We start from the raw sequence: 21,371 nt of genomic DNA, 5'->3' as shown, positions 1-21,371 counted from the left end.
AATATGGCTTTATTTTATTGGTATAAACCCACAGTGGGCCGTTAGCTCAGTTGGTAGAGCAACTGACTTTTAATCAGTGGGTCGCAGGTTCGAATCCTGCACGGCTCACCACTTTCTCTAAAGAGAACGAAAAAAGGCGCCTTCCGGGCGCCTTTTTTGTTTCTTTAACCTAATTTTACAGGTTTTTCTGGGTTTCCGAGCTTTTCACGCCATTCGGCGTTCGATTCGAAACACGAATACCAAAATCACCATCAGGAAGAATTGACCGGAAATATCGCCGATCAAATAACCAATCCCCTGAATCACGTCGGTCCCATAGACCAAACAATTGAGAATCGAATTGGCCAATGATGCGATTCCTCCTGCGACGAGGAGCAATTTCCACTGGGACATTGACTTGAGGGAGGTGATTTTCGTGCCGCTTACGGCCTCGACGGCGAGTATCCCTCCGATTCCGACGACTGATCCGACGAGCGTTGTCAAAACAGAGGATTCTGTGATCGACCCGATTCCTTGGGACGACATGTGCGACAGCAAAGCGCCTGGAAAAATGTAGAGGATCGACTTTTCGCGATAGAGCCATGCCGTCAGTAGGCGGACGCCGTGCGGTAGAAATAAGAGGCTCAAGTAGTTGGGAAGATTACCCAGAAAATAGGTCTGGATCGGGCCCAGAACAAAAATCGAAATCCAAAAGGCAACCAGGAAGCAGGCGGAAACGACGACCGTTCTCAGGACCTCATTTCTCATACGTCTTACCGCTTCCGATATAATCCGACTCGGAGAGTCACTATTTGAGTTCTGGGTTCAAACGATACCAGCCTTTTCCGAGGTCAGCATCGGACACCAAATAGCCCTTCATGTCCAACACGCGGAGCGCACGGAAAAAAGACGCGCGGGGGACTGACGACGTCAGCTTGTGAGCCATAAGGTCTGCGGTTTTTAGGGTCCCTGTGGACATCGAAACTTCGGCCGCTGCAGAGAGCAAGTCACGCTCAACGTCAGTGAGTTCGCTTAGCCCGAGTGAGCGTTCCATATCCCGAAGAAGAACGCGCAGTTGCGAGATTGCTTTGAGACTAGACATGGCCGATTACGTACCTTCGATATTGCGTCTGGTGCTGATACCGCAAACGCGCAGTGTTTTACGCGTGCTCAGAAGACGTAGATGGTGGTTAATATGGGTAATCACCGTAAATTTCTGGACGCGTTTTTGGAATTGTAACACACATCTGAGCATTTCGCTCCATCAAACGATAAAAAATATCAAAGTGAGATTTCAGGAAGGCTGTCGAATGCGGCTTTTAGGGCATCGCCCCAGCCGTCTGTGATTGATCTAAAAGACGGATCTTCTGCCGTGATCCGCTTCGAAAGGCCCCGCTGATAGCTATCGGTTGTATAGATCTGGAGATCGAGCGGGAGACCCACTGAAAGGTTTGCCTTGATGGTCGAGTCAAAACTGACAAGCAGCAGCTTAACCGCCCGTTCCCAGCTCATGTCGGGATCGTAAGCCCGAACAAGGATCGGTCGGCCATATTTCGTCTCGCCAATCTGGAAAAACGGTGTGTCATCGCTCGCTTCGATAAAGTTGCCTTCGGGGTAGATCAAAAACATCCTCGGAGGGCTGCCTTTGATCTGTCCGCCGACCAATACCGTGGCATTGAAGGTCGAGTCTGCGCGTTGCCCCGCGTCGGCATTGCGCGCGATCACTTCGCGCAATGTGTCCCCGATCAAACGGGCGACTTGAAACATCGAAGGCGCTTCGAGGATGGAGGGCGACCGATTGTCCGGTGCCTTCGTTCGCTCTTCGAGCATTGAGATCACGGCTTGAGTGGTGGCGAGGTTTCCGGCCGTCATCAAGGTGATGCAACGTTCCCCAGGAACTTCGAAGGTGAACATTTTGCGGAAGGTCGAAATGTTGTCGACACCCGCATTGGTCCGCGTGTCCGACATGAAAATCAGACCGTTGTTCAACTGCATCCCGACACAATAGGTCATCTTACTCGTCCGTTACTGCTGCACTTGCAACTGGACCGCCATGCTTTCGGAAGCGGTGCCAAATCGCGTTCCCGATACAGGGGCAGCGTCCGCATAGTCCAGCCCTGACGCGACACGAACATACCGACGATCAGGCGAAATACCATTCGAGATGTCGAAGCCAACCCATCCGAGGCCTTTGACATAGGCCTCGGCCCAAGCATGTGTCGCGTCCTGATGCGTGCGATCGTCCATCATCAGATAGCCCGAGATGTAGCGGCTCGGCAGGTTCATAGCGCGGCAACAGGCAATAAAGATATGCGAGTGGTCTTGGCACACGCCGTGCCCTGCTTGGGCTGCGTCCTCGGCGGAATAACCAACGTTGGATGCACCGATTTCGTAGGCAACCTTGGCGCGGATCACGTTTGATAAGTCGTGTAGCCACGCCAACGTGCCCACTTCGCCGGAAACTTGCCCGAGTATTTTCCGACAGGCTGATCCTGCTTTGGTGAGGGGTGTTTGCTGTTCAAAGAGCCACAGAGGCGCGAAGCCCTGATGCTGACCCGTAATACCATTCGTCTCTTTGATATCGACCTGACCGCTGCTGGTAACTTTGACCTCAGTCACATCCGCGTCAAAGCTGATCAAGGTCACGTGGTTGCAATTCTGATCATCGTATTCGACCTCGATCTTTCCTCCTTGGACATCGACAACCCATTTGCGCACGGTCTGCCCGTGGTGATCTTTTGGCCGCAACCGAAGCTGGAGTAGCGCGTAGGGCACTGGCTCGTCGTAGTGATAGGTCGTTGTGTGCTGAATTGAGAGCGTCTGGGTCATTGTGTGAAACGATAATCAACTTCGATTTGCTGGCCGAGTAGTGCGTTGTCCTTGAGGAAAAGTTGGATGTATTCGTGCAGGCCAGTGTCGAAAATCTCGTCAATGCTGGACTGCATGGTTTGGAGTGCGAGCTTTTCGGCCAGATCGTGACAGGGCAATCGCGTCTGATAGTCCGACATCAGGTAGCCAAGGTTCGCCCGTATTTTCTCTATGCAAAACGCGAGGCTTCGGGGCATCCGACGATCTAGGATGAGGAATTGCGCGATTTCGCGAGGACGTGGGTCTTGGCCATAGGCCATCTGAAAACCGCCTTCGGCAGAAACGGACCGCAGGATCGTTTGCCATTGGACGTTATCGAGCGACGACCCAACTGCCATCGCGGATGGCAACAGAACGTAGTACTTCACATCGAGGATGCGCGCCGTGTTGTCTGCCCGCTCTGAAAACGTGCCGATGCGGGCGAAGTTGTATATGTCGTTCCGCAGCATCGTCCCGTGAAGCGCACCGCGCACATAAGCGCTGCGTTGTCGGATCAACTGAAGGACATGCGGCAGGTCACGTTCCGCGACTTTGCGGGCGAGTGCGGATTTGAGCGACATCCAGCATTCATTCACGGCCTCCCAAACTTCACGGGTCAGGGCTGTGCGAACGGTTTTCGCGTTGTTGCGAGCGTATTCGACGGCATTCAGGACACTCGACGGGTTGTCGCGGTCGCGAAGCATCCAGTCGATAACCTGATCACGGGTGACGACACCGTCGTAAGCCGCATTGTATCCATCAAGAACGGCAGCGGTCTGCATGACGCTGATCCATTCTTCGTCCGTCGATCCGCTGCGGGTCAGGGCGATGCGTAGTCCCGCTTCGATCAGGCGTGCCGTGTTTTCAGATCGTTCGAGATAGCGGAACATCCAGAAGAGGCCGCCGGCAGTTTTTCCCAGCATTTTTTACTCCTCCAGAACCCAAGTATCTTTGGTGCCGCCACCTTGCGAAGAGTTCACGACGAGGCTTCCTTTCTTGAGGGCGACGCGTGTCAGTCCCCCCGGTGTGATGTCGATCCTGTCAGGGCTGACCAAAACAAACGGCCGAAGATCGACGTGACGTGGTGCTAGGCCAGAGCGCGTAAAAATAGGCACGGTTGAGAGCGATAGAGTCGGCTGAGCGATATAGTTCGATGGCCGCGCCTTGAGCTTACGGCGGAACGCCTCAATGTCCTTCTTCGTCGCGGTCGGTCCAATGAGCATCCCGTAGCCGCCAGAGCCGTGAACTTCTTTGACGACCAATTCTGACAAGTTGTCGAGGACATAGGCGAGGCTATCAGGCTCGCTGCAGCGCCATGTCGGGACGTTCTGAAGGATTGCCTTTTCGCCAGTGTAGAATTCGACGATGTCAGGCATGTAGCTATAAATTGCCTTATCGTCGGCGATCCCTGTTCCAGGTGCGTTGGCGATTGTTATGCCGCCTGCCTTGTAGACATCCATGATACCTGGAACGCCGAGCTGGCTGTCAGGGTTGAAATTTAGTGGATCGAGGTAGTCATCATCGACGCGTCTATACAGAACATCGATCGCTTTGTACCCTTCGGTCGTTCGCATCGCCACGCGACCATCGACGACTCGCAGGTCGTGGCCTTCAACCAACTCAACGCCCATTTTGTCGGCGAGGAAGCTGTGTTCGTAGTAGGCCGAATTGTAGATGCCCGGTGTCAGAACAGCGACCGTCGGTTTGTCGGAGGTCGCGGCTGGTGCGCAAGCGGCTAGGGAGCGGCGCAACATCTTTGGGTAATTCGAGACAGGCAAAACCCGATTGCGTGCAAACAGCTCTGGAAACATTTGCAACATCGTTTCGCGATTTTCGAGCATGTAGCTCACGCCAGACGGTGTACGTGCGTTGTCTTCGAGGACGTAGAATTCGTCAGGTCCCGTGCGGACGAGGTCGATGCCGACAATATGCGTGTATACACCACCCGCGGGACTGACGCCCATCATTTGCGGCAAGAAGGCCGCGTTCTTCGCGATCATTTCGGCAGGAAGACGTCCAGCACGCACGATTTCTTGGCGATGGTAGATGTCGTAAAGAAAGGCGTTTATTGCACGAACGCGTTGTTCGATCCCGCGCGATAGTCGGGCCCACTCGCGTCCTGAAATAACGCGCGGTACGATGTCAAAAGGGATCAGTCGTTCTGATGCGGCAGCGCGCCCATAGACGTTGAAGGTGATGCCGGTGAGGCGAAAGAGGTCTTCCGCCTCCCTCTGTTTTTTACGCAGTCGGGCTGGATCTTCGCCATCGAACCATGCGTTGAAATCCGTGTATGGGGCGCGAATATCGTCCCCGTTTACACCTGTCATTTCGTCAAAAATATTGGGCTTTTCCATAGGCTCGATCTTAGAAGCGAGCATGGGGCGCACAATTGGAACCATGATTGGTTGCGCATGCGAAATGGACTTTTGTTTAAAAAATAGGCAGCCCCAACCCTGTGAATGCACTGTCTGGGGCTGAAAAAGAAATCAGCGCAAAATTTTTGCGCTGATTCTCTTTGCAATCGATCAAATTACGAGCGGTTGAGCGTGTCGCCAGGCTGCAGCTTTGGCGTTAGCTCAACGACGAGCCCTTCGTCGGCGTCTGGGTTGGTCACGCGGTCGGCGAGGATTTGCGCCGCACGGCGGCCAATCTCGCGGCGGCAGGCGTCCATGGATGCCAATTTCCGCGGCAGACCATCCAGCAATTCAACGCCGTTAAAGCCCGCAATGCCGATGCGACCCGGAATGTCATAGCCTTGCTCGATGAGGTAGAGCAGACCACCAGCACCGATCATGTCGTTGGAAAAATACATGAAGTCGAGGTCGGGGCTGCGCTTGAGCATCTTTTCAGTCAGTTCGCGCCCTTTAGCCAGCGCTGATCCGCCCGAATAAAATTCCTGATCCGAGATTTCGATCCCAGCCTTGGCGAGCGTCTGGGTAAAGCCTTCGAACCGCTTACGGGCGCGGTGGTCGAGCGGCATCTTCGTCCCGATAAAGCCGATCTTGCGATAGCCGTTCTGGAGGATCGATTCCGCCATTTTCCGACCGGCGCGGCGATGGGAAATACCGACGCAGGCATCAACAGGGTGGCCGTCGACATCCATGATCTCTACCACTGGGCAGCCAGCCTGACGAAGCATTGCGCGCGACGCATCAGAATGCTCAAGGCCTGCGATGATCACGCCCGATGGACGCCACGACAGCATCTCAAACAGGACCTTCTCTTCTTTTTCGGGAAGGTAGTCCGTCACGCCCACAACAGGTTGCAGGTCGGTGTCGGCCAAAATCTCTGAAACGCCAGACAGCACTTCGGGGAAAACCATGTTCCCAAGGCTGGGGATGATTACCGCCACTAGGTTCACACGTTGTGACGCCAGTGCGCCTGCGATTTTGTTCGGAACGTATCCGAGAGACTTTGCAGCATCCTGTACCCGTTTGCGGGTCGCATCGCTCACGTCCCCCTTATTGCGTAAAACGCGACTGACGGTCATTTCGCTGACGCCAGATGCCTCGGACACGTCGCGAAGTGTAAGGGGGCGTTTGCTAGGAGCTTTCACGGCATTCGTCCTGTAACAGTATTATTAGTCTGCATTTATCCACACATTCATCGCCAGTCCAAGCCCGAACGATTGACGCCCGAAACAAAGGGAGGCATTCAAGGTAGCGATGGCCCCGTGGCTCAACTGGATAGAGCAGCCCCCTCCTAAGGGGCAGGTTACAGGTTCAAGTCCTGTCGGGGTCACCAAATTCCCATTTTTTACACAACCTAAACGATACAAATGTGTACGGGTGCTTTGGTGATTTTGCTCCACTATGAAGCAGCAAAGTCTCTGTATTTTAGGAATTAATCAAAATATTAACAAATGCAGGACATTCGCGGAAAGATTGAATAGAGTCGTCGCGTGGGGCAAATTTTGACGAGGACACGGGGCAATGACGAGAGCGGCGCCACTAGATGAAATGATTGAATTTGCGATGGAGGAACTCCTGTCGGGGAACGAGGATCGCAAACGTGCCATGGTGCGCAAAATGGCCGAACGTTGGCCAGATCAACCCGCTTTGGCGCTTGTATATGCGGTCACCTCTGCAACTGAAGCGATTGAAGACAGTTTTGGCGAGGCGGCTGCCTCTGATCCTGTGATCCCATTGGGCTATCGTCTATCCGCTTTGATTTCGGCGGATGTACATGCCGTCCAGTCGATGGGGCAGATCCCTTCTGTTGCCGAGGACCTTCTGCATTTCTGGCGTCGGGTTGATCCGAATTTCCTGCGGATACAGTAAGTTTCTGAATTGTAACTAGTTGATTGAGCTGAGAATCGTTAAGAAATGGTAAAGCCTTGGGGGCTAGGTGGGTATGAACGGTTCAGAGTTAGATCATATGATTGAGTTCGCCATCGGCGAATTGGCGGCTGGTGATCCAGAGCGGATCAGAGGCGTCGTGCGGCACATTGCGCAACGGTGGCCCGAGCAAAAAGCGCTGATGTTATGTTTTGCCCTCACCTCGGCCGCTGCACAAATCGAAGACGTGTTTAAGGATGGTCGCGCAGCACGCGGCCCTCAGATTGCCTACAAAATGGCGGCCTTGGTCGCGGGTGACGTTCTGGCAGCAGAGGCCATGGGCATATCGCCCGTCAAAGGGCGTGACCTGATGCATTACTGGCGCCGTGCCGATCCCTACTTCTTGAGCTGACGATCACACCATCCGTATGACGTCTTTATCGATGGCGAGCATATAGCCGCGCCGCGCGATGTTTTTGACCAGTAGTTCACTGACCATCTGGTTGCCCAAGGTGTCGCGGAGGCGTTTGATGCGGGTCGCGCCTGCTGCCTCGTCACAGTCAGATGCGTTTCGGCCTGAAATTACGGCCTCAATCTCTGCGCCCGAAAGCACATCGTCGTCCATGCGTGCTTCGGCAAGCACAGAGAGCGTTTCGATCGCAGCTTCGGTGAGTTTGAATTCAAAGTTATTCAGATAGACGGTGTTTTGGTCGCGGCTGATCAGCAACGAATTCACCTCGATCCCTTTGCGTTCAATCTGTCCCATGCGTCGATTGAACTGAACAAGCATGACCAGGAAAGTGATCGCTGCGATCAGAAGGGCGGTCGCAAAAACCAGCAGAACGTAAATCAGCACCTGATAGGATGCGATTGTATCGGAAAATGCTGTGCCCGACTGGGCGAGGATTTCAAGAAGTTTCAATTCGGCCTGTGAAGTGAAACTGTCATTCTCAACAAAGATCTGTTCGACCCGTGCGTTGAACGCATTTGCGTCGGGCAGGTTCGCGAACATCACCACTGCGGTGATCAGTAGGATCAGCACCACAGCGGCGATCCCGCCGAGAACGAATTTGTTGCCTGTCGCGCGTGTCTCAGAAGCGGAGATAGAATTCACCTGCACTGTCCCGTCGTTGTTCGAGCCCGGTTTCGTCAAATACATCCATGACGTTCAATAATACCCAGCCCGCAGTTTCAAGACGGGGTGAGAGTTCTGCCTCGGCTTGCGTGGCAGTGCATGGCCCGTCGATGCGAGCGACCCCGTATTGCAGACGCAATGGGGAATCCTGTTTGGCTTTATAGTCTGCGTAGCAATCCGCCTGCGCAACCGACGCCATCAGGAAAAGAATGAAGGATATAGCGTGTTTCATGATGAGATCAGAACACCAGAAGGTGCGGCGCTATTCAATAACCGAATGAGTGTGAGGGTGTGTTATCCAATGGCTCAGCACTGATATTGAGCAACACACCGCGACGATCCCATCGTCCTTTCATCACGGCGCACCATCGCGTCAGACGAAGAAAGGACACACTATGTTCAAGACAGTAACCGCGGGACTGACCGCACTTTCTCTGGCGCTTTCGGTGCCCACCACAGCCCAAGCTGGCAATGATGATGTCGCAAAGGCACTCGCAGGATTGGCCTTGATCGCAATCGTCGGTGCGGCTCTTTCTGACAACAACGGACGAGCGCAAGTTCAGGTCACACCGCCCCAAACCTACACAAATCGCAGGGAAGGTGTTCGCGGTCATGATGATCATCGCCGTGACAATTGGGGCCATAACGCCCGTCGTGTCGCGCCTTTGCCCGAAGCATGCAGCATCGAACTGAACCGCCATGGCGAAACACGAGAGTTGTATAACAGCCGTTGTCTGCGTCGGACCTACGCGAACTTCGACGCACTCCCCAGCGATTGCCAGACGACCTATCGTCATAATGGACACACGCGAAATGGCTTGGATGCGTCGTGCCTCCGCCAATACGGGTTCCGAGCAGAGCGCCGATAATAGGGTCGAGCAGTAGGCACCAAAGGTGCCGTGGATGGGGCGAGGGTTGGACAATTACCCTCGCCCCGTTTTAGTTGGAGCCATGACAAAGATTGCTCCTGATTTTTCATTTGAACGCGCCGCGATGGATCGTGGTTATCTTCGTATTGCTGGTGTGGACGAGGTGGGTCGCGGACCTTTGTGTGGTCCTGTGACAGCCTGTGCTGTCGTGCTGGATCCCGCGCAGGTGCCCGACGGCCTGAATGATTCTAAGCAACTAACCCCGAAAAAGCGGGCGGTGCTGCTGGAAGCGCTTTTGGGCGTGGCGGACGTATCCATCGCCCATGCATCTGTAGAAGAGGTGGATAGCCTCAACATCTATCACGCCACGCATTTGGCGATGTGTCGTGCTCTCGATGGACTGTCTGTTCCTGCTGACTACGCGTTGATCGACGGCAATAAGATTCCCAAAGAAATCCAGATTCCAGCCGAAGCTATCGTGAAGGGGGATGCCCGTTCCGTCTCGATCGCGGCCGCCTCAATTGCGGCAAAAATGTGTCGAGACCAAATTATGGTGGACTTAGCGCAACAGTTTCCGGGCTATGGATGGGAGCGAAATGCGGGCTACGGGACGAAAGAACACCTCGAAGCACTCGTAAAAAAAGGGGTTACACCACATCATAGGCGATCGTTTAAACCCGTGCACAACATCTTGTATCAAGAATAAAACTTAAAGGCTTGATTCAAAAAACTTTTTGACACCGCCCCCCCTCTGACTCATCTTAAGGCCAACCATAGAGCGGAAAAATCCGCCGGTTATACGAGGCAGTAAAATGATCAGAGCAGAAGAGAAGGGCGCGGCAGCGCTCCCTCTTAATAGTATTCTTGCGGGCGATTGCATTGAGATAATGAACTCGCTTCCCGCAAATAGCGTGGACCTCATTTTTGCGGACCCGCCCTACAATCTCCAACTTCGTGGCGATCTTCATCGCCCCGATAACTCCAAAGTCGATGCCGTTGATGATCACTGGGACCAGTTTTCGTCCTTCGCGGCCTATGACCAGTTCACACGTGATTGGTTGGCAGCGGCGCGCCGTTTGCTGAAACCGAACGGTGCGATCTGGGTGATCGGCAGTTACCATAACGTGTTCCGGATGGGTGCCGAACTTCAGAACCAAGGGTTCTGGATTTTGAATGACGTGGTGTGGCGCAAGTCGAACCCAATGCCCAACTTCCGCGGCAAACGTCTGACCAACGCACATGAGACCCTGATTTGGGCGTCTAAAGAAGAGGCCAGCAAATATACCTTCAACTACGAGGCCCTAAAGGCCTTGAACGAAGGTGTGCAGATGCGCTCTGACTGGGTGCTTCCGATCTGCACGGGTCATGAGCGTCTCAAAGATGATGCAGGCGATAAGGCGCATCCGACACAGAAACCGGAATCGCTCCTCCATCGTGTTCTGCTCGGCACGACAAATCCAGGGGATGTGATTCTGGACCCCTTCTTTGGCACGGGCACTACGGGTGCAGTCGCCAAGATGCTGGGTCGCGAGTTTATCGGCATTGAGCGCGAAGAAGCGTACCGTTTGGTTGCGAAGAAACGCATCGAAGCCGTGCGCAAATTCGACAAAGAAGCGCTTGAGGTTTCGCAGTCCAAACGGGCCGAGCCGCGCGTTGCCTTCGGCGTTCTGGTTGAACGTGGTTTGCTGCGTCCAGGCGAAGAGCTGTTCAGCATCAACGGTCGTCACACGGCCAAAGTGCGTGCGGACGGGTCAATTGTCGGTCGGGACATGAAGGGGTCGATCCATCAGGTCGGTGCCCATCTCGAAGGCGCGCCGTCGTGCAATGGCTGGACCTACTGGCACTTTAAACGGGACGGGCAGACTGTTCCGATTGATCTCCTGCGCCAGCAGATCCGCTCGGAAATGTCAGCCTAAGCTGATCAAGAGTTACCGCCAGAGCCACCAGCCCTGCTCGGCTGTTGTAGGCTCATACCTCCCCGCCGTTTGTTCGGCGGGGCTTTTTGCTATCGAGGCATTGGATTGCTGGCAGTTTTATAAGCCGACCAATCGGTTATGTCGGGGTAGTACTGCCGACGCCAAGCGCGAACCTTGGGGTTCATCCAGCGCCGCCAAACTGGGGGCACTAGGGCAGCCATTGCCATGAGCGGATACCCGAACGGCAACTGTGGCGCTTCGTTCTCATCATAGGTTTGCAAGAGTGGGAACCGTCGGTCGGGTTTATAGTGGTGATCCGAATGGCGCTGAAGGTTGATCAGCAACCAGTTTGTGCCGGTATGAGACGCGTTCCACGAATGATGTGGTTTGACATGTTCGTATTTCCCATCACCCAAATGCCTACGCGTTAGTCCGTAATGTTCAACATAGTTGGTTAGTTCGAGGGCGAGGATGGCCATGAAGGCTTGAACAACAAAGAGGCCAAGGCCAGCAATCCCGCCAATCGCAAACGCAATCGAAAGCATGATCAACTGCAGGACGGCATAGCGCCAAAACGGATTGCTCCGATGCCACCACGCCAGGTTCCGACGGGCGAGCATCTTGCGTTCCGCGTCAAACGCTGAGGGCGGACATGTCACGAGCACTCGGGCGAAATAACGGTGGAACCCTTCGTTGTAACGAGCCGTCACCGCATCCTTCGGCGTGCCGACGTAGATATGGTGAACCAGCAGGTGTTCGGTTCGGAAATGCGAATAGAGAACCATGGACAGAAGAATATCCCCGAGCCACCGTTCGAACGTATTTTTCTGGTGCAGTAACTCATGCGAGTACACGATCCCAATCGTGCCCGACAGAATACCAACATCGATCATCACTGCGATTTTTTCGCCGACGCGCAGATGGGTTGTCGAGGTGACGTAAGCCAGAAGGCCGAAAATCATCACGAACTGCACGGGCGGCCATATCATAGTGATCAAGCGATACCAAAACAGGTCTTTCGTTGGGGTTTCGGTGTCAGGGTTTTCTTCGTTTAGACCAGCGACGGCATCGACGACGGTAAAGATATGCCACGCGAGTAGTGGCGTCAGTGCCAAGGTCCAACCGCCATAAATTGCGCCAAGAACAGGCAGCGGGACGAGAGCTAATGAGAGCCAAAACGGCAGGGCTTTTGTGAATGATCCAACCGATTGTGCGGGCGTCATATGATCGATCCTCTACCGTTGGCTGAATGTTACGCCTATCGGTTTAGGGTTTCAATCAGTGCCGAAAGCACCCCAAGCGAGGTCATAGACCTTGCGCATGACAGTTGGCAGCGCACTTGGGTCCAATGTCATGAACACCCCATTCTTTGCCTCGGCCTTGGTAGGAACACGCGCGATTTCGATTCTGAGGCGCAGATGGAAATGGGTGAACGTATGCAGTGCTTCGACATTGAGCGTTTGCCAATCGGCTTCCATGGGAGGCGCCGCTTTTGGCGCATCGTTCCAGTCTGATCCGGGCCAGCCGAGCATCCCGCCCAAAAGCCCTTTGTCTGGTCGTGTCTCCAAAAGGAAAGTGCCGTCGGGCTTGCGGGCGACGTAGGCAATGCCAAATCGGACCGGTTTTGGCTGTTTTCGAGTCTTTTTCGGCAGTTCTGCTGCAGTCCCTTCGACGCGAGCCTGACACGGATCGCGCCACGGACAGATCCCGCAAGCTGGGCTTTTTGGTGTGCAAATGGTTGCGCCGAGGTCCATGACGGCCTGAGCATAGTCTCCAGCGCGATCCTTTGGAGTCAGGTCACGTGCGAGCTCCGTAAGTTCAGGTTTAGCAGAAGGTAGCGGTGTGTGGACGTTGTAGAGCCGAGACATCACACGTTCGACGTTGCCATCCACGACGACCTCAGACTTGTTGAACGCAATCGAAGAAATTGCACCTGCGGTGTATGGGCCAATGCCAGGGAGGGTCAGCAGACCCTCGCGCGTGTCAGGGAATGTTCCCCCATGATCCGTCACCACCGCGCGGGCGCATTTTAGCAAATTCCGTGCGCGGGCGTAGTAGCCGAGACCTGCCCATTCAGCCATTACATCGGCGTCGGCGGCATTGGCCAAATCAACAACCGTGGGCCAGCGTTCTGTGAAGCGGCGAAAGTAGTCTTTGACGGCGGCGACTGTTGTTTGTTGCAGCATCACCTCTGACAGCCACACCCGATAGGGATCAGGCATAACGCCCGCCTTGCGATCTGCGGGCGATGTGCGCCATGGCATGACGCGGGCATGGTGGTCATACCAATCCAAAAGCATATCACTTAGGCCGTCACGCAATCTTTAGCTCCTGTAACAGTGGTTTCGCTGGCAACTGCCGCCTCGGTCGGTAACATAGGTCACTAAGATGAAACAGCCACGCTCCAATGGAACCACTCGCGGTTTTTCCCGCGCCGTAAGCCTGATGCAGACCCGCATCCGCGAGGCGAGCGAATCGCGTGGCTTTGCCGTGTCGCGTCTTTTGACCCATTGGGAAGAAATCGTGGGGCAGCAGACGGCCTCAATGGCGCGACCTGTGAATGTGTCTTACGGGCGGAACGGAATGGGCGCGACGCTCACGCTTTTGACCACGGGATCGATGGCGCCGATCCTTGAGATGCAGAAAGAACAAATCCTGCAAAAAGTGAACGGATGCTATGGCTACCGTGCCATTGCGCGAGTGAAGGTCACGCAGACCGCACCAACAGGATTTAGCGATGGGCAGGTGGCATTTAGCCATGCACCCAAAGCCGAGAAACCCGCACCCGCCCCTGAACTGGTCGAACTGGCCCGCGATATCGGGCAGGGTGTCGGTGACGATGGATTGCGCCAAGCGTTAGAGCTTTTGGCAACCAATGTGTTAAGCAAACGGAAAACCTGACAGAGGCAGTAATGAAACGACGACTTTTCCTCACCACCGCCGGTGCAGCCATGATGGCTGGCGGTATGACCCTCCCTGCATTTGCCCAAGAGGCAGAGGCCGCCGCTGGTATTCCTGATATGGTGCTGGGCAATCCTGATGCGCCAGTAGAGATCGTAGAATATGCGTCCTTCACCTGCCCGCATTGTGCGAACTTCCACGCCAACCAGTTCCAGCAGATCAAAGCGAACTACATCGATACTGGCAAAGTGCGCTTTGTCTTCCGTGAGGTCTTTTTCGACCGCTACGGCCTATGGGGTTCGATGATTGCGCGCTGTGGTGGCGAAATGCGCTTCCACGGGATTGTGTCGATGATGTTCGAACGCCAACGTGATTGGGCACAGGGCGAACCAGCGCAGATCGCTGCAAACCTACGCAATATTGGTAAGGTCGCAGGCCTTGATGATACGACGCTGGACGCTTGTATGCAGGATGCCGATACCGCGCAGGCTTTGGTCGCTTGGTACGAAGAGAACCGCGTTCGTGACAACATCGAAGGAACGCCGTCGTTCCTGATCCAAGGTCAGAAGTATTCGAACATGAGCTATGAAGAGTTTGCAGCAATCCTCGACGAAAAGCTGACCGAGGCTGGCTATACAGAATAAATCTGGAACATGGTTTCAGTCCAAAGGGCGGCCGGTGGCTGCCCTTTATTTTTTGGTGATGCCGATCGCGGATAGGGCGCTGTCGATTGGTCCCCAATCCTCTAGCTCTAGTCTCACGGGAACTGTCAGCACTTTTGAGCGGAACGAGTCTGGCAGACGAACCGCGTCTTTTTCGGTCGTAACCAACTGTGCTCCACGCAACTGCGCCTCTGCCTCTAGGCGGAGCATGAGGGCAGGTGTCAGTGGTTGGTGGTCTTGCAGCGGTTCACCGTGAATGACATTCGCACCTAGTTCGCGAAGGGTGGCAAAGAACTTGTCTGGGTTACCGATCCCCGCGAAGGCGAGAACTGGCATTCCTGCCCATGGCATTCCCGTCTGTAAGGGTGCCAATCGACCATGAACAAGCGGCACGGGAATTTCGCCCAATGGCACACCGTTTGTTCCAATCGACAGGACGATTTGTGCGCGCTTTAGACCTGCATCAACCGTTTCACGTAAGGGACCAGCGGGCATGACGCGCCGATTGCCAAAGCCACGCGCCGCATCGACGACGACGATACTGAGGTCTTTAGTGACCGACGGGTTCTGAAACCCATCGTCGAGCAAAATAACGTCCGCACCTGCAGCTTCTGCGGCCTTGACGCCCGCCGCCCGATCCTGTGCGACCCATGTGGGGGTAAAGGCTGCGAGCAAAAGGGGTTCGTCGCCTACATCTTCGGCGTTGTGGTCCCGCTCCTGAACTTGGGCCGGGCCAATGGTTTTGCCGCCATACCCACGCGACACAACATGAGGGGTATAGCCGAGGGCAATAAGCCGTTGGACCAGTGCGATTGTCGTTGGTGTTTTGCCAGTCCCGCCAACGTTGATGTTGCCGACACAAATCACGGGGACAGAAGCTCGATACCCCGACTTAGCCACGCGGCGCGCAGTCACAAACCCATAGAGCGCCCCAATAGGCCACAGTATCCGCGCCATGAGCGCAGGTTTGTCTGCGGGGGTAAACCAATAGTTGGGCGCGCGCATCCTATCCTTCGGCCTTGTCTAGGATTGTGCTAATGAGAGCGGCAATCCGGTTTGTTACCTCTGCTCCGCGCGATGTGACATCCCATGCTGCATGGGCAATCTGCGCGGTAAGGTCAGGGGATAGCAGGTCTTCGATTGTTTTGGCCAGTGCTGCGCCGTTTGCAATTGGTGCCGCGCCACCCGCGTTGTCGAGTTGCATATAAAAGCGGGCATAGGGTGCCGTTGTAGGTCCGTGCACAACAACAGAGCCGAGTGCTGCGGCCTCAAACGGATGGCGACTTCCCCTGGTCAACGTGCCGCCCATGTAAGTAATCGGCGAAATCCGATACCACATACCTAATTCACCATCGAGATCGGCGACCAGCGCACGGGTTGTCTCGGTCGGGTCGCCTTCGGACCGAAGAACGGTTTCAAACCCAGCATCGATGAGTTTCGCGGCGAGTTCGGGTGCTTGGCGTGTATCCTGAGGAACGAGGATCAAAAGCAGCCGATGTGATCTGCGGCATGCACTGCGGTGCGCCTCAATGATCAAGTTGATCTCAGTGGGGATCGCATTTGCGACGAGCCAGATCGGGCGCGTATCGATGGTTCTTGCGAAATCGGCACGTTCTGCATCGTTGCATGACAGAACGGGCGCTTGATCATCGAAATGTCCGATGACTTCGACGTGGTCCGAGGCGACACCCCAACGGCGAAACCGTTCGGCACTCGATTTATCAGCGGCGAGGACGTCGTCGAAAACCGAAAGAAGATAACGACGCATCCCAAAGAACCACTTTCGTCCTTCAGGGATAAAGTCGTTTGCGTCCGCAGCGATCAGGTATTTCGGAAACGAATATCGGTCGGCTGCGGTTATGATCGCGGGATCAATTTGTCCCCCAATCCACACCAGTCCGATGGGTTTCCAGTGATCAATGAACCGCGAAATATCTCGCAGGTTTCGACCTGGTCCTTTTGATACTGTGATCATCCCGTCTGGAGAGGTGTCAGTGTCTAGAGACGATCCCGTCACGACAAATGCGACCTGTTCGAGGTCGTCCTGCATTTGTCGCATGACCCGTCGAATGTGATCTGCATCTGCCGTGTTGCGACAGTGCACCCAAATGACGGGCTGGGAAGGGGGGGTAGGTTCGTTTGCGCCTATGACCTCGCCTGACCCGCAGGGGCGGGCCAAGAGGTAGAGGTTTAGGAACAATGACGATGCCATTTAGGGATTACAGCCCCAGCTCTTCAGTCGGGGAAGCCGCAAGGCCTTCGTCCCGGAGCCTGTGGATGTGAGCGATGAAATAGCGTGTATGAGCGTCATCAACGGTGCGCTGAGCCGCTGCTTTCCATGCATCATGGGCGGACTGATAATCAGGGAACATGCCGACGATGTCGATATTGTTGACGTCTTTGAAGGTCGTGGTGCTGGGATCAACAAGTTCGCCACCAAAGACGAGATGCAGACGATTGGCCATGGGGAAACTCCGCTGTGTTGGATGTGCGCCACCCTAAGCATTGGCGGCAAAGGGTCAAGAGAACCACCGTCATGGTTCCGATACAGATGTCGCCTAACATACTGCAACTCAAGGGTTTGCTGCGGTGCAGAAATTTTTACTTGCCTTCTGGTCGTTGATGGCCAACCCTGTAGGTGAAGAAAAGGGGACCGCATTGCCCTGCATCGCCGTGTTCACCGATCTGGATGGAACTCTTCTGGATCATGAAACTTACTCTTGGGCGCCAGCCGCGCCTGCACTGGACCGATTGAGAACGCGGAATATTCCGCTGATCATAGCGAGTTCAAAGACTGCAGCCGAAATTGAACAGCTTCGGGATGCAATCGGGTTCGGCCATATGCCTGCAATCGTCGAGAATGGCGCTGGCATTCTTGAGGGTGGAGCGACCGCTGGATCTGATCGCGTTTATCATGACAGGATTATGTGGGTCCTCTCACAGATACCTGGTGCTCTGCGCCGTGATTTTGAAGGGTTCACCGATTGGGGTATAGAGGGCATTTCGCGTGAAACTGGGTTGTCCAAATCTGGGGCTCGACTGGCTCATGCTCGTCAGTTTTCTGAACCTGGGTTGTGGCGCGGAAGTGAGCAAGCCGAAGCGGAATTTATAGCGGTTTTGGCTGAGCATGGAGTGCACGCACGGCGTGGCGGGCGGTTCCTGACACTTTCGTTCGGTGCGACCAAGGCGGATCGGATGAGAGAGCTATCCGCGCGATTTGCACCTTGTCGAACGATCGCGCTGGGTGATGCGCCGAATGATGTTGAAATGTTGCAGGCAGCGTCATTGGGCGTGGTGGTGAAGAACCCCCACGCTGCGCCGCTGCCGCCGCTCGTAGGAGAGGCGGATGGGCGCATTATTCGCACGAAACTCGTCGGGCCTGCGGGCTGGAACGAAGCGGTTCTGAAATATGTTGAGATTTGGAATCCGGAGCTGAACAGAAAACAACAGGAGGTTTGACCCTTGGCCGATTTTCACCAGAGCGGAAGCATCGCGACCCTGCACAATTTGCGGACCGCATCCACCGAAGCGATGACGAATGAGCTGTCTACGTTCGGGATGAACCGCAAAATCAACCTTATCCTCCCGTCGTTGTTTTCGGAACTCGAAGGCGAGGCTCTGCCCGCAATCATTGATGAACTGAATAAGGTGCCATACCTCAATAAAATCGTCATTGGCCTCGACCGTGCGACCGAAGAGGAATACCGATACGCACGGCAGTTCTTTTCGTGTCTCAAGGTGAACCACGACATCCTTTGGAACGATGGCCCGCGTTTGCAGGCGATTGATGAGCGTTTGAAAAAGCTGGCCTTGTCGCCGAACGAACCAGGGAAGGGGCGGAATGTTTGGTTCTGCATTGGTTACACTTTGGCCCAAGCAGAGGCTGCAGTCGTTGCGGTCCATGACTGTGATGTCGTGACCTATTCGGCAGATATGTTGGCGCGGCTTGTGTATCCCGTCGCCAACCCTGCATTTCCTTATCAAATGTCCAAAGGGTTCTATCCGCGAGTGGCGGATCGAAAGTTAAATGGACGGGTCAGTCGTTTGCTGGTTACGCCTCTTTTGCAGGCGCTCAAGAAGGTCTTGGGACAGCGAGACTACCTCGATTTCCTATCGTCGTTTCGTTACCCGCTGGCAGGAGAGTTCGCGATGCGGACCGCGATCTTGCCAGACATGCGCATTCCATCGGATTGGGGGTTAGAGATCGGCCTCTTGTCCGAGGCTTGGCGGAACCTATCGCCGCAGGCCGTTTGTCAGGTCGAGATCAGCGATCGATATGACCATAAACATCAGGATCTTTCCCTTGATGATGCAAACAAAGGGCTCAGCCGGATGTCGGTCGACATTTGCAAAGCCCTATACCGAAAGCTTGCTGCCGACGGTACGGTGCTGAGTGAGGAGGTGTTTCGGTCGATTAAAGCGACCTATTACCGAATGGCGCTCGACCTCATCGATACCTACTACAACGACGCGAGAATGAACGGTCTCGACCTTGATCGGCACGCCGAAGAGACTGCGGTTGAGCTGTTCGCTGCGAATATCATGCAGGCGGGGAGCGTGTTCCTAGACAACCCGATGGAAACACCGTTCATCCCGAATTGGAGCCGCGTAAACGCTGCCGATCCTGCGATCCTGACGGACATGCTAAAGGCAGTCGCAGACGACAACGCGGAATTTGGTTAGAGCAGTTGATCTGCGAGGGTTCGGTGGAAGGTCGGCACTGCGCCGATCACTCCGTTCACCTGCGGATGGGGATTGTTAAATCGAAGCGGGATGCCTTTTTTGTCGGTCACGGTGCCGCCTGCCTCGGTCAGGATCAAAGCCCCCGCAGCGATGTCCCATTCCCAGCTTGGGCGGAGGGTAATCATGCCGTCGAAACGACCCTCGGCGACGAGGCACATGCGGTAGGCAAGTGATGATCTGAAATGGCGGTCAACCTTGGGGGGCTGCGCGTCTTTCCAATTGGTCACATCCATCGTCGGCGTGTTCGTGAGGATCGTTGGCGGCGTTGCGGTTTCACCGGCATGCAGGGTTTCACCGTTCAGCGTTGCGCCCTCGCCACGCCCCGCAGCAAACATCTGGTCTTTCATCGGTAGATAAACGACGCCCGCTAAAACCAGTCCGTTTTCGACAATGGCGAGCGAATGAGCCCAGTCCTTGGAGCCGTCGATAAACGCTCGTGTGCCGTCGATTGGATCGACGATAAACTGGCGGGTTGTTGATAGGCGATCCGAGGTGTCATCGGTCTCTTCGGACAGCCAACCATAATCGGGCCGCGCTGCGGTCAACGATTCCCGCAGCATGGTATCGACAGCTAGGTCCGCTTCGGTCACGGGGCCTTGGCCAGCGGGTTTGTCCCATACCTTTGGCGCAGACTTGAAAAAGTCCGCTGCGATTTCCCCTGCTTTGCGGGCCGCGTCTATCAGGAGGTCGAGATCAGTCACCGGCAAGCGTCAGCCCTTCGACCAAGAGCGATGGCACAACACGGCTTAGGTGTTGGCGAGCATCATTGGCTGGGGTGATCCGTTTGAGCATATCGATCAGGTTGCCCGCGATTGTGATCTCATTGACGGGGTAGGTGATCTCACCGTTTTCGATCCAGAAACCAGCTGCCCCGCGGGAATAGTCGCCCGTGTTCGGGTTGATCGTCGAACCGATGAACGAGGTCACCAACAGTCCAGTGCCCATATCGCGGATGAGGTCGGCGCGAGACTTGTCGCCTTGGGTCAAGGCAACGTTCGTCACAGAGGGGCTGGGCGTTGAGGATGTGCCGCGTGCCGCATGTGCGTTGCTGGCCAGTCCGAGTTGCCGTGCCGTGGCGAGGTCGAGCGTCCATTCGGTTAGGATACCATTCTCTACAATCGCACGACGGGCTGTCGGCAGTCCTTCGGCGTCGAAGAGACGCGAGGCGCTCGCACGCGGGCAGTGCGGGTCCTCGATCAGCGACAGACCTTCGGGGAGGACTTGTGTCCCTTTCAATTCACGTGCCCATGACGAACCACGTGCAATCATGCTGCCGTTTACCGCCTGCAAGAGGTGGGTGATCAGTGATGAAGAGATGCGTTCGTCCAATAGGATTGGATAGCTGCCTGTTTTGGGGCGGCGTGGGTTGAGGCGCTCAATCGCGCGTTCCCCTGCGGTGCGGCCAATGTCCGCCGCGTCGCGCATATCGGACTGGAAAATGCGGCTGTCATGATCGTAATCACGTTCCATCCCGCTGCCAGTTCCAGCGAGTGCGCCACAGGAAATGCCACGGTCTGAACGCTCATATCCTGCCGCGAAGCCGTTCGTTGCAGCGATGTGAACGCGGCGATGGCTGTAGCCTGCGGATGCGCCGATCACTTGCTCTACGCCGCTGACGGCCAGTGCTGCCGCTTCGGCGCGGGCTGCATCGTCCTGTAGCATGGCGGGATCAGGCTCAGGCGTTGGGTCGAACAGCTCTAGTCTGCTGCTATCGATATCCGTGGCAAGTTGATCGACATCGGCCAACCCAGCATATCGATCTTCGGGGGCCACGCAGGCCATCGCAACTGCGCGCTCTGCCAATTCGCGAAGCGCATCGGGACGTGTGTCAGAGGTCGATACGCAGGCCTGCCGTTGGCCGACCAACACGCGCAAACCAACATCGACGCCTTCAGATCGTTCGGCGGATTCCAACGCGCCACCACGTACGTCGATGTGAACCGAGGTTCCATCAACGGCCAACGCATCGGCGCTATCGGCACCGCTTTTACGGGCGAGATCGAGAAGTAGGCTGGTCAGGTCAGAAAGCGATTTTGTCATGG

24 protein-coding genes and 2 tRNA genes are annotated in these 21,371 nt (G+C 55.3%); 11 read left to right on the top strand and 15 right to left on the bottom strand.

Annotated features, from left to right (window positions below; all coding sequences use genetic code 11):
- The first annotated feature begins 35 nt into the window (after positions 1-35).
- Positions 36-111: transfer RNA gene (locus AC07ED_RS15300), tRNA-Lys, on the top strand.
- Positions 112-204: 93 nt separating this feature from the next.
- On the opposite strand, the gene AC07ED_RS15295 is transcribed toward AC07ED_RS15300, so the two are convergent.
- From AC07ED_RS15295 to AC07ED_RS15265, 7 genes are all read right to left on the bottom strand, one after another.
- Complete coding sequence (locus AC07ED_RS15295) at positions 205-627, bottom strand: hypothetical protein (protein ID WP_158664563.1); 423 nt, start codon at positions 625-627, stop codon at positions 205-207.
- A gap of 160 nt (positions 628-787) precedes the next feature.
- A complete protein-coding gene (locus AC07ED_RS15290; protein ID WP_105236063.1) occupies positions 788-1,081 on the bottom strand; it encodes a hypothetical protein in 294 nt (97 codons plus the stop codon).
- Positions 1,082-1,260: 179 nt separating this feature from the next.
- A complete protein-coding gene (locus tag AC07ED_RS15285; protein WP_105236064.1) occupies positions 1,261-1,992 on the bottom strand; it encodes a proteasome-type protease in 732 nt (243 codons plus the stop codon).
- 12 nt (positions 1,993-2,004) lie between these two features.
- Entirely contained in the window at positions 2,005-2,808 is an 804-nt protein-coding gene (locus AC07ED_RS15280; RefSeq protein WP_105236065.1) for a transglutaminase family protein, read from the bottom strand.
- Positions 2,805-3,749 carry an alpha-E domain-containing protein gene (locus AC07ED_RS15275; RefSeq protein WP_105236066.1) on the bottom strand — a complete coding sequence of 315 codons (945 nt, stop codon included), beginning with the start codon at positions 3,747-3,749 and terminating at the stop codon, positions 2,805-2,807. The genes AC07ED_RS15280 and AC07ED_RS15275 overlap by 4 nt, the downstream gene beginning before the upstream one ends.
- Positions 3,750-3,752: 3 nt before the next feature.
- Entirely contained in the window at positions 3,753-5,180 is a 1,428-nt protein-coding gene (locus AC07ED_RS15270) for a circularly permuted type 2 ATP-grasp protein (RefSeq protein WP_105236067.1), read from the bottom strand.
- A 176-nt stretch (positions 5,181-5,356) separates the two neighbouring features.
- A complete protein-coding gene (locus AC07ED_RS15265) occupies positions 5,357-6,382 on the bottom strand; it encodes a LacI family DNA-binding transcriptional regulator (protein ID WP_067552753.1) in 1,026 nt (341 codons plus the stop codon).
- 111 nt (positions 6,383-6,493) lie between these two features.
- Between AC07ED_RS15265 and AC07ED_RS15260 the strand changes: the two genes are divergently transcribed.
- The 3 genes from AC07ED_RS15260 (at position 6,494) to AC07ED_RS15250 (ending at position 7,515) form a co-directional block, all read left to right on the top strand.
- Positions 6,494-6,570 (top strand) — tRNA-Arg (locus AC07ED_RS15260).
- A gap of 188 nt (positions 6,571-6,758) precedes the next feature.
- The gene (locus AC07ED_RS15255; protein WP_105236068.1) at positions 6,759-7,106 is read left to right on the top strand and encodes a hypothetical protein; all 348 of its coding nucleotides are present in this window, start codon (positions 6,759-6,761) and stop codon (positions 7,104-7,106) included.
- A gap of 97 nt (positions 7,107-7,203) precedes the next feature.
- Positions 7,204-7,515 (top strand): hypothetical protein, encoded by a 312-nt coding sequence (locus AC07ED_RS15250; RefSeq protein WP_158664564.1) that lies wholly within the window; start codon positions 7,204-7,206, stop codon positions 7,513-7,515.
- A 3-nt stretch (positions 7,516-7,518) separates the two neighbouring features.
- Here the strand turns inward: AC07ED_RS15250 and AC07ED_RS15245 are convergent, their stop codons facing one another.
- Positions 7,519-8,262, bottom strand: a complete 744-nt coding sequence (locus AC07ED_RS15245; RefSeq protein WP_438986398.1) for a winged helix-turn-helix domain-containing protein — start codon at positions 8,260-8,262, stop codon at positions 7,519-7,521.
- 371 nt (positions 8,263-8,633) lie between these two features.
- On the opposite strand from AC07ED_RS15245, the gene AC07ED_RS15240 reads away from it, so the two are divergent.
- The 3 genes from AC07ED_RS15240 to AC07ED_RS15230 all read left to right on the top strand — a co-directional run bounded on the left by AC07ED_RS15240 (position 8,634) and on the right by AC07ED_RS15230 (position 11,023).
- On the top strand, positions 8,634-9,107 hold the full coding sequence (locus AC07ED_RS15240) for a hypothetical protein (RefSeq protein WP_105236072.1): 474 nt from the start codon (positions 8,634-8,636) through the stop codon (positions 9,105-9,107).
- Between the two features lie 82 nt (positions 9,108-9,189).
- Entirely contained in the window at positions 9,190-9,813 is a 624-nt protein-coding gene (locus AC07ED_RS15235) for a ribonuclease HII (protein ID WP_105236423.1), read from the top strand.
- Positions 9,814-9,919: 106 nt separating this feature from the next.
- Positions 9,920-11,023, top strand: a complete 1,104-nt coding sequence (locus AC07ED_RS15230; protein ID WP_067547477.1) for a site-specific DNA-methyltransferase — start codon at positions 9,920-9,922, stop codon at positions 11,021-11,023.
- A gap of 89 nt (positions 11,024-11,112) precedes the next feature.
- On the opposite strand, the gene AC07ED_RS15225 is transcribed toward AC07ED_RS15230, so the two are convergent.
- Both AC07ED_RS15225 and mutY read right to left on the bottom strand, forming a co-directional pair.
- Positions 11,113-12,246, bottom strand: a complete 1,134-nt coding sequence (locus AC07ED_RS15225) for an alkane 1-monooxygenase (RefSeq protein ID WP_105236073.1) — start codon at positions 12,244-12,246, stop codon at positions 11,113-11,115.
- A 51-nt stretch (positions 12,247-12,297) separates the two neighbouring features.
- Positions 12,298-13,323, bottom strand: coding sequence for an A/G-specific adenine glycosylase (mutY, locus tag AC07ED_RS15220; RefSeq protein ID WP_105236074.1), 1,026 nt, complete (start codon positions 13,321-13,323; stop codon positions 12,298-12,300).
- A gap of 88 nt (positions 13,324-13,411) precedes the next feature.
- Here mutY and AC07ED_RS15215 point away from each other — a divergent pair, with 88 nt between their 5' ends.
- Positions 13,412-13,924, top strand: a complete 513-nt coding sequence (locus AC07ED_RS15215) for a DUF721 domain-containing protein (RefSeq protein WP_105236075.1) — start codon at positions 13,412-13,414, stop codon at positions 13,922-13,924.
- Positions 13,925-13,935: 11 nt separating this feature from the next.
- Positions 13,936-14,568 (top strand): DsbA family protein, encoded by a 633-nt coding sequence (locus tag AC07ED_RS15210; protein ID WP_105236076.1) that lies wholly within the window; start codon positions 13,936-13,938, stop codon positions 14,566-14,568.
- 45 nt (positions 14,569-14,613) lie between these two features.
- On the opposite strand, the gene lpxK is transcribed toward AC07ED_RS15210, so the two are convergent.
- From lpxK to AC07ED_RS15195, 3 genes are read right to left on the bottom strand one after another with little or no spacing between them, the layout of a single operon-like run.
- Positions 14,614-15,591 (bottom strand): tetraacyldisaccharide 4'-kinase, encoded by a 978-nt coding sequence (gene lpxK / locus AC07ED_RS15205; protein WP_105236077.1) that lies wholly within the window; start codon positions 15,589-15,591, stop codon positions 14,614-14,616.
- 1 nt (position 15,592) lies between these two features.
- On the bottom strand, positions 15,593-16,798 hold the full coding sequence (locus AC07ED_RS15200) for a 3-deoxy-D-manno-octulosonic acid transferase (RefSeq protein ID WP_105236078.1): 1,206 nt from the start codon (positions 16,796-16,798) through the stop codon (positions 15,593-15,595).
- A 7-nt stretch (positions 16,799-16,805) separates the two neighbouring features.
- Positions 16,806-17,051, bottom strand: coding sequence for a DUF4170 domain-containing protein (locus AC07ED_RS15195; RefSeq protein WP_067547455.1), 246 nt, complete (start codon positions 17,049-17,051; stop codon positions 16,806-16,808).
- 157 nt (positions 17,052-17,208) lie between these two features.
- Between AC07ED_RS15195 and AC07ED_RS15190 the strand changes: the two genes are divergently transcribed.
- Positions 17,209-18,045, top strand: a complete 837-nt coding sequence (locus tag AC07ED_RS15190) for an HAD-IIB family hydrolase (protein WP_105236424.1) — start codon at positions 17,209-17,211, stop codon at positions 18,043-18,045.
- A gap of 3 nt (positions 18,046-18,048) precedes the next feature.
- Complete coding sequence (locus AC07ED_RS15185) at positions 18,049-19,269, top strand: glycosyltransferase family protein (protein ID WP_105236079.1); 1,221 nt, start codon at positions 18,049-18,051, stop codon at positions 19,267-19,269.
- Here AC07ED_RS15185 and AC07ED_RS15180 read toward each other — a convergent pair.
- Positions 19,266-20,036, bottom strand: a complete 771-nt coding sequence (locus tag AC07ED_RS15180) for a 3'(2'),5'-bisphosphate nucleotidase CysQ (protein ID WP_105236080.1) — start codon at positions 20,034-20,036, stop codon at positions 19,266-19,268. The two genes, AC07ED_RS15185 and AC07ED_RS15180, sit on opposite strands and share 4 nt — an antisense overlap.
- Positions 20,023-21,369 (bottom strand): TldD/PmbA family protein, encoded by a 1,347-nt coding sequence (locus tag AC07ED_RS15175; protein WP_105236081.1) that lies wholly within the window; start codon positions 21,367-21,369, stop codon positions 20,023-20,025. Before AC07ED_RS15175 ends, AC07ED_RS15180 begins: the two co-directional genes overlap by 14 nt.
- Positions 21,370-21,371 lie beyond the last annotated feature (2 nt).

It is taken from the genome of Aestuarium zhoushanense (assembly GCF_056431045.1).
Note: the sequence above shows the minus strand (reverse complement) of the source record. Positions and strands in the feature narration are given on the sequence as shown.

Coding starts and splice junctions, on each gene's coding strand:
- AC07ED_RS15250 (WP_158664564.1), top strand. CDS start 7,204: ATGATTGAGTTCGCCATCGGCGAATTGGCGGCTGGTGATCCAGAGCGG.
- AC07ED_RS15235 (WP_105236423.1), top strand. CDS start 9,190: ATGACAAAGATTGCTCCTGATTTTTCATTTGAACGCGCCGCGATGGAT.
- AC07ED_RS15175 (WP_105236081.1), bottom strand. CDS start 21,369: ATGACAAAATCGCTTTCTGACCTGACCAGCCTACTTCTCGATCTCGCC.
- AC07ED_RS15285 (WP_105236064.1), bottom strand. CDS start 1,992: ATGACCTATTGTGTCGGGATGCAGTTGAACAACGGTCTGATTTTCATG.
- AC07ED_RS15290 (WP_105236063.1), bottom strand. CDS start 1,081: ATGTCTAGTCTCAAAGCAATCTCGCAACTGCGCGTTCTTCTTCGGGAT.
- AC07ED_RS15195 (WP_067547455.1), bottom strand. CDS start 17,051: ATGGCCAATCGTCTGCATCTCGTCTTTGGTGGCGAACTTGTTGATCCC.
- AC07ED_RS15280 (WP_105236065.1), bottom strand. CDS start 2,808: ATGACCCAGACGCTCTCAATTCAGCACACAACGACCTATCACTACGAC.
- lpxK (WP_105236077.1), bottom strand. CDS start 15,591: ATGCGCGCGCCCAACTATTGGTTTACCCCCGCAGACAAACCTGCGCTC.
- AC07ED_RS15245 (WP_438986398.1), bottom strand. CDS start 8,262: ATGTATTTGACGAAACCGGGCTCGAACAACGACGGGACAGTGCAGGTG.
- AC07ED_RS15230 (WP_067547477.1), top strand. CDS start 9,920: ATGATCAGAGCAGAAGAGAAGGGCGCGGCAGCGCTCCCTCTTAATAGT.
- AC07ED_RS15240 (WP_105236072.1), top strand. CDS start 8,634: ATGTTCAAGACAGTAACCGCGGGACTGACCGCACTTTCTCTGGCGCTT.
- AC07ED_RS15270 (WP_105236067.1), bottom strand. CDS start 5,180: ATGGAAAAGCCCAATATTTTTGACGAAATGACAGGTGTAAACGGGGAC.
- AC07ED_RS15200 (WP_105236078.1), bottom strand. CDS start 16,798: ATGGCATCGTCATTGTTCCTAAACCTCTACCTCTTGGCCCGCCCCTGC.
- AC07ED_RS15275 (WP_105236066.1), bottom strand. CDS start 3,749: ATGCTGGGAAAAACTGCCGGCGGCCTCTTCTGGATGTTCCGCTATCTC.
- AC07ED_RS15215 (WP_105236075.1), top strand. CDS start 13,412: ATGAAACAGCCACGCTCCAATGGAACCACTCGCGGTTTTTCCCGCGCC.
- AC07ED_RS15225 (WP_105236073.1), bottom strand. CDS start 12,246: ATGACGCCCGCACAATCGGTTGGATCATTCACAAAAGCCCTGCCGTTT.
- mutY (WP_105236074.1), bottom strand. CDS start 13,323: ATGCTTTTGGATTGGTATGACCACCATGCCCGCGTCATGCCATGGCGC.
- AC07ED_RS15190 (WP_105236424.1), top strand. CDS start 17,209: ATGGCCAACCCTGTAGGTGAAGAAAAGGGGACCGCATTGCCCTGCATC.
- AC07ED_RS15210 (WP_105236076.1), top strand. CDS start 13,936: ATGAAACGACGACTTTTCCTCACCACCGCCGGTGCAGCCATGATGGCT.
- AC07ED_RS15255 (WP_105236068.1), top strand. CDS start 6,759: ATGACGAGAGCGGCGCCACTAGATGAAATGATTGAATTTGCGATGGAG.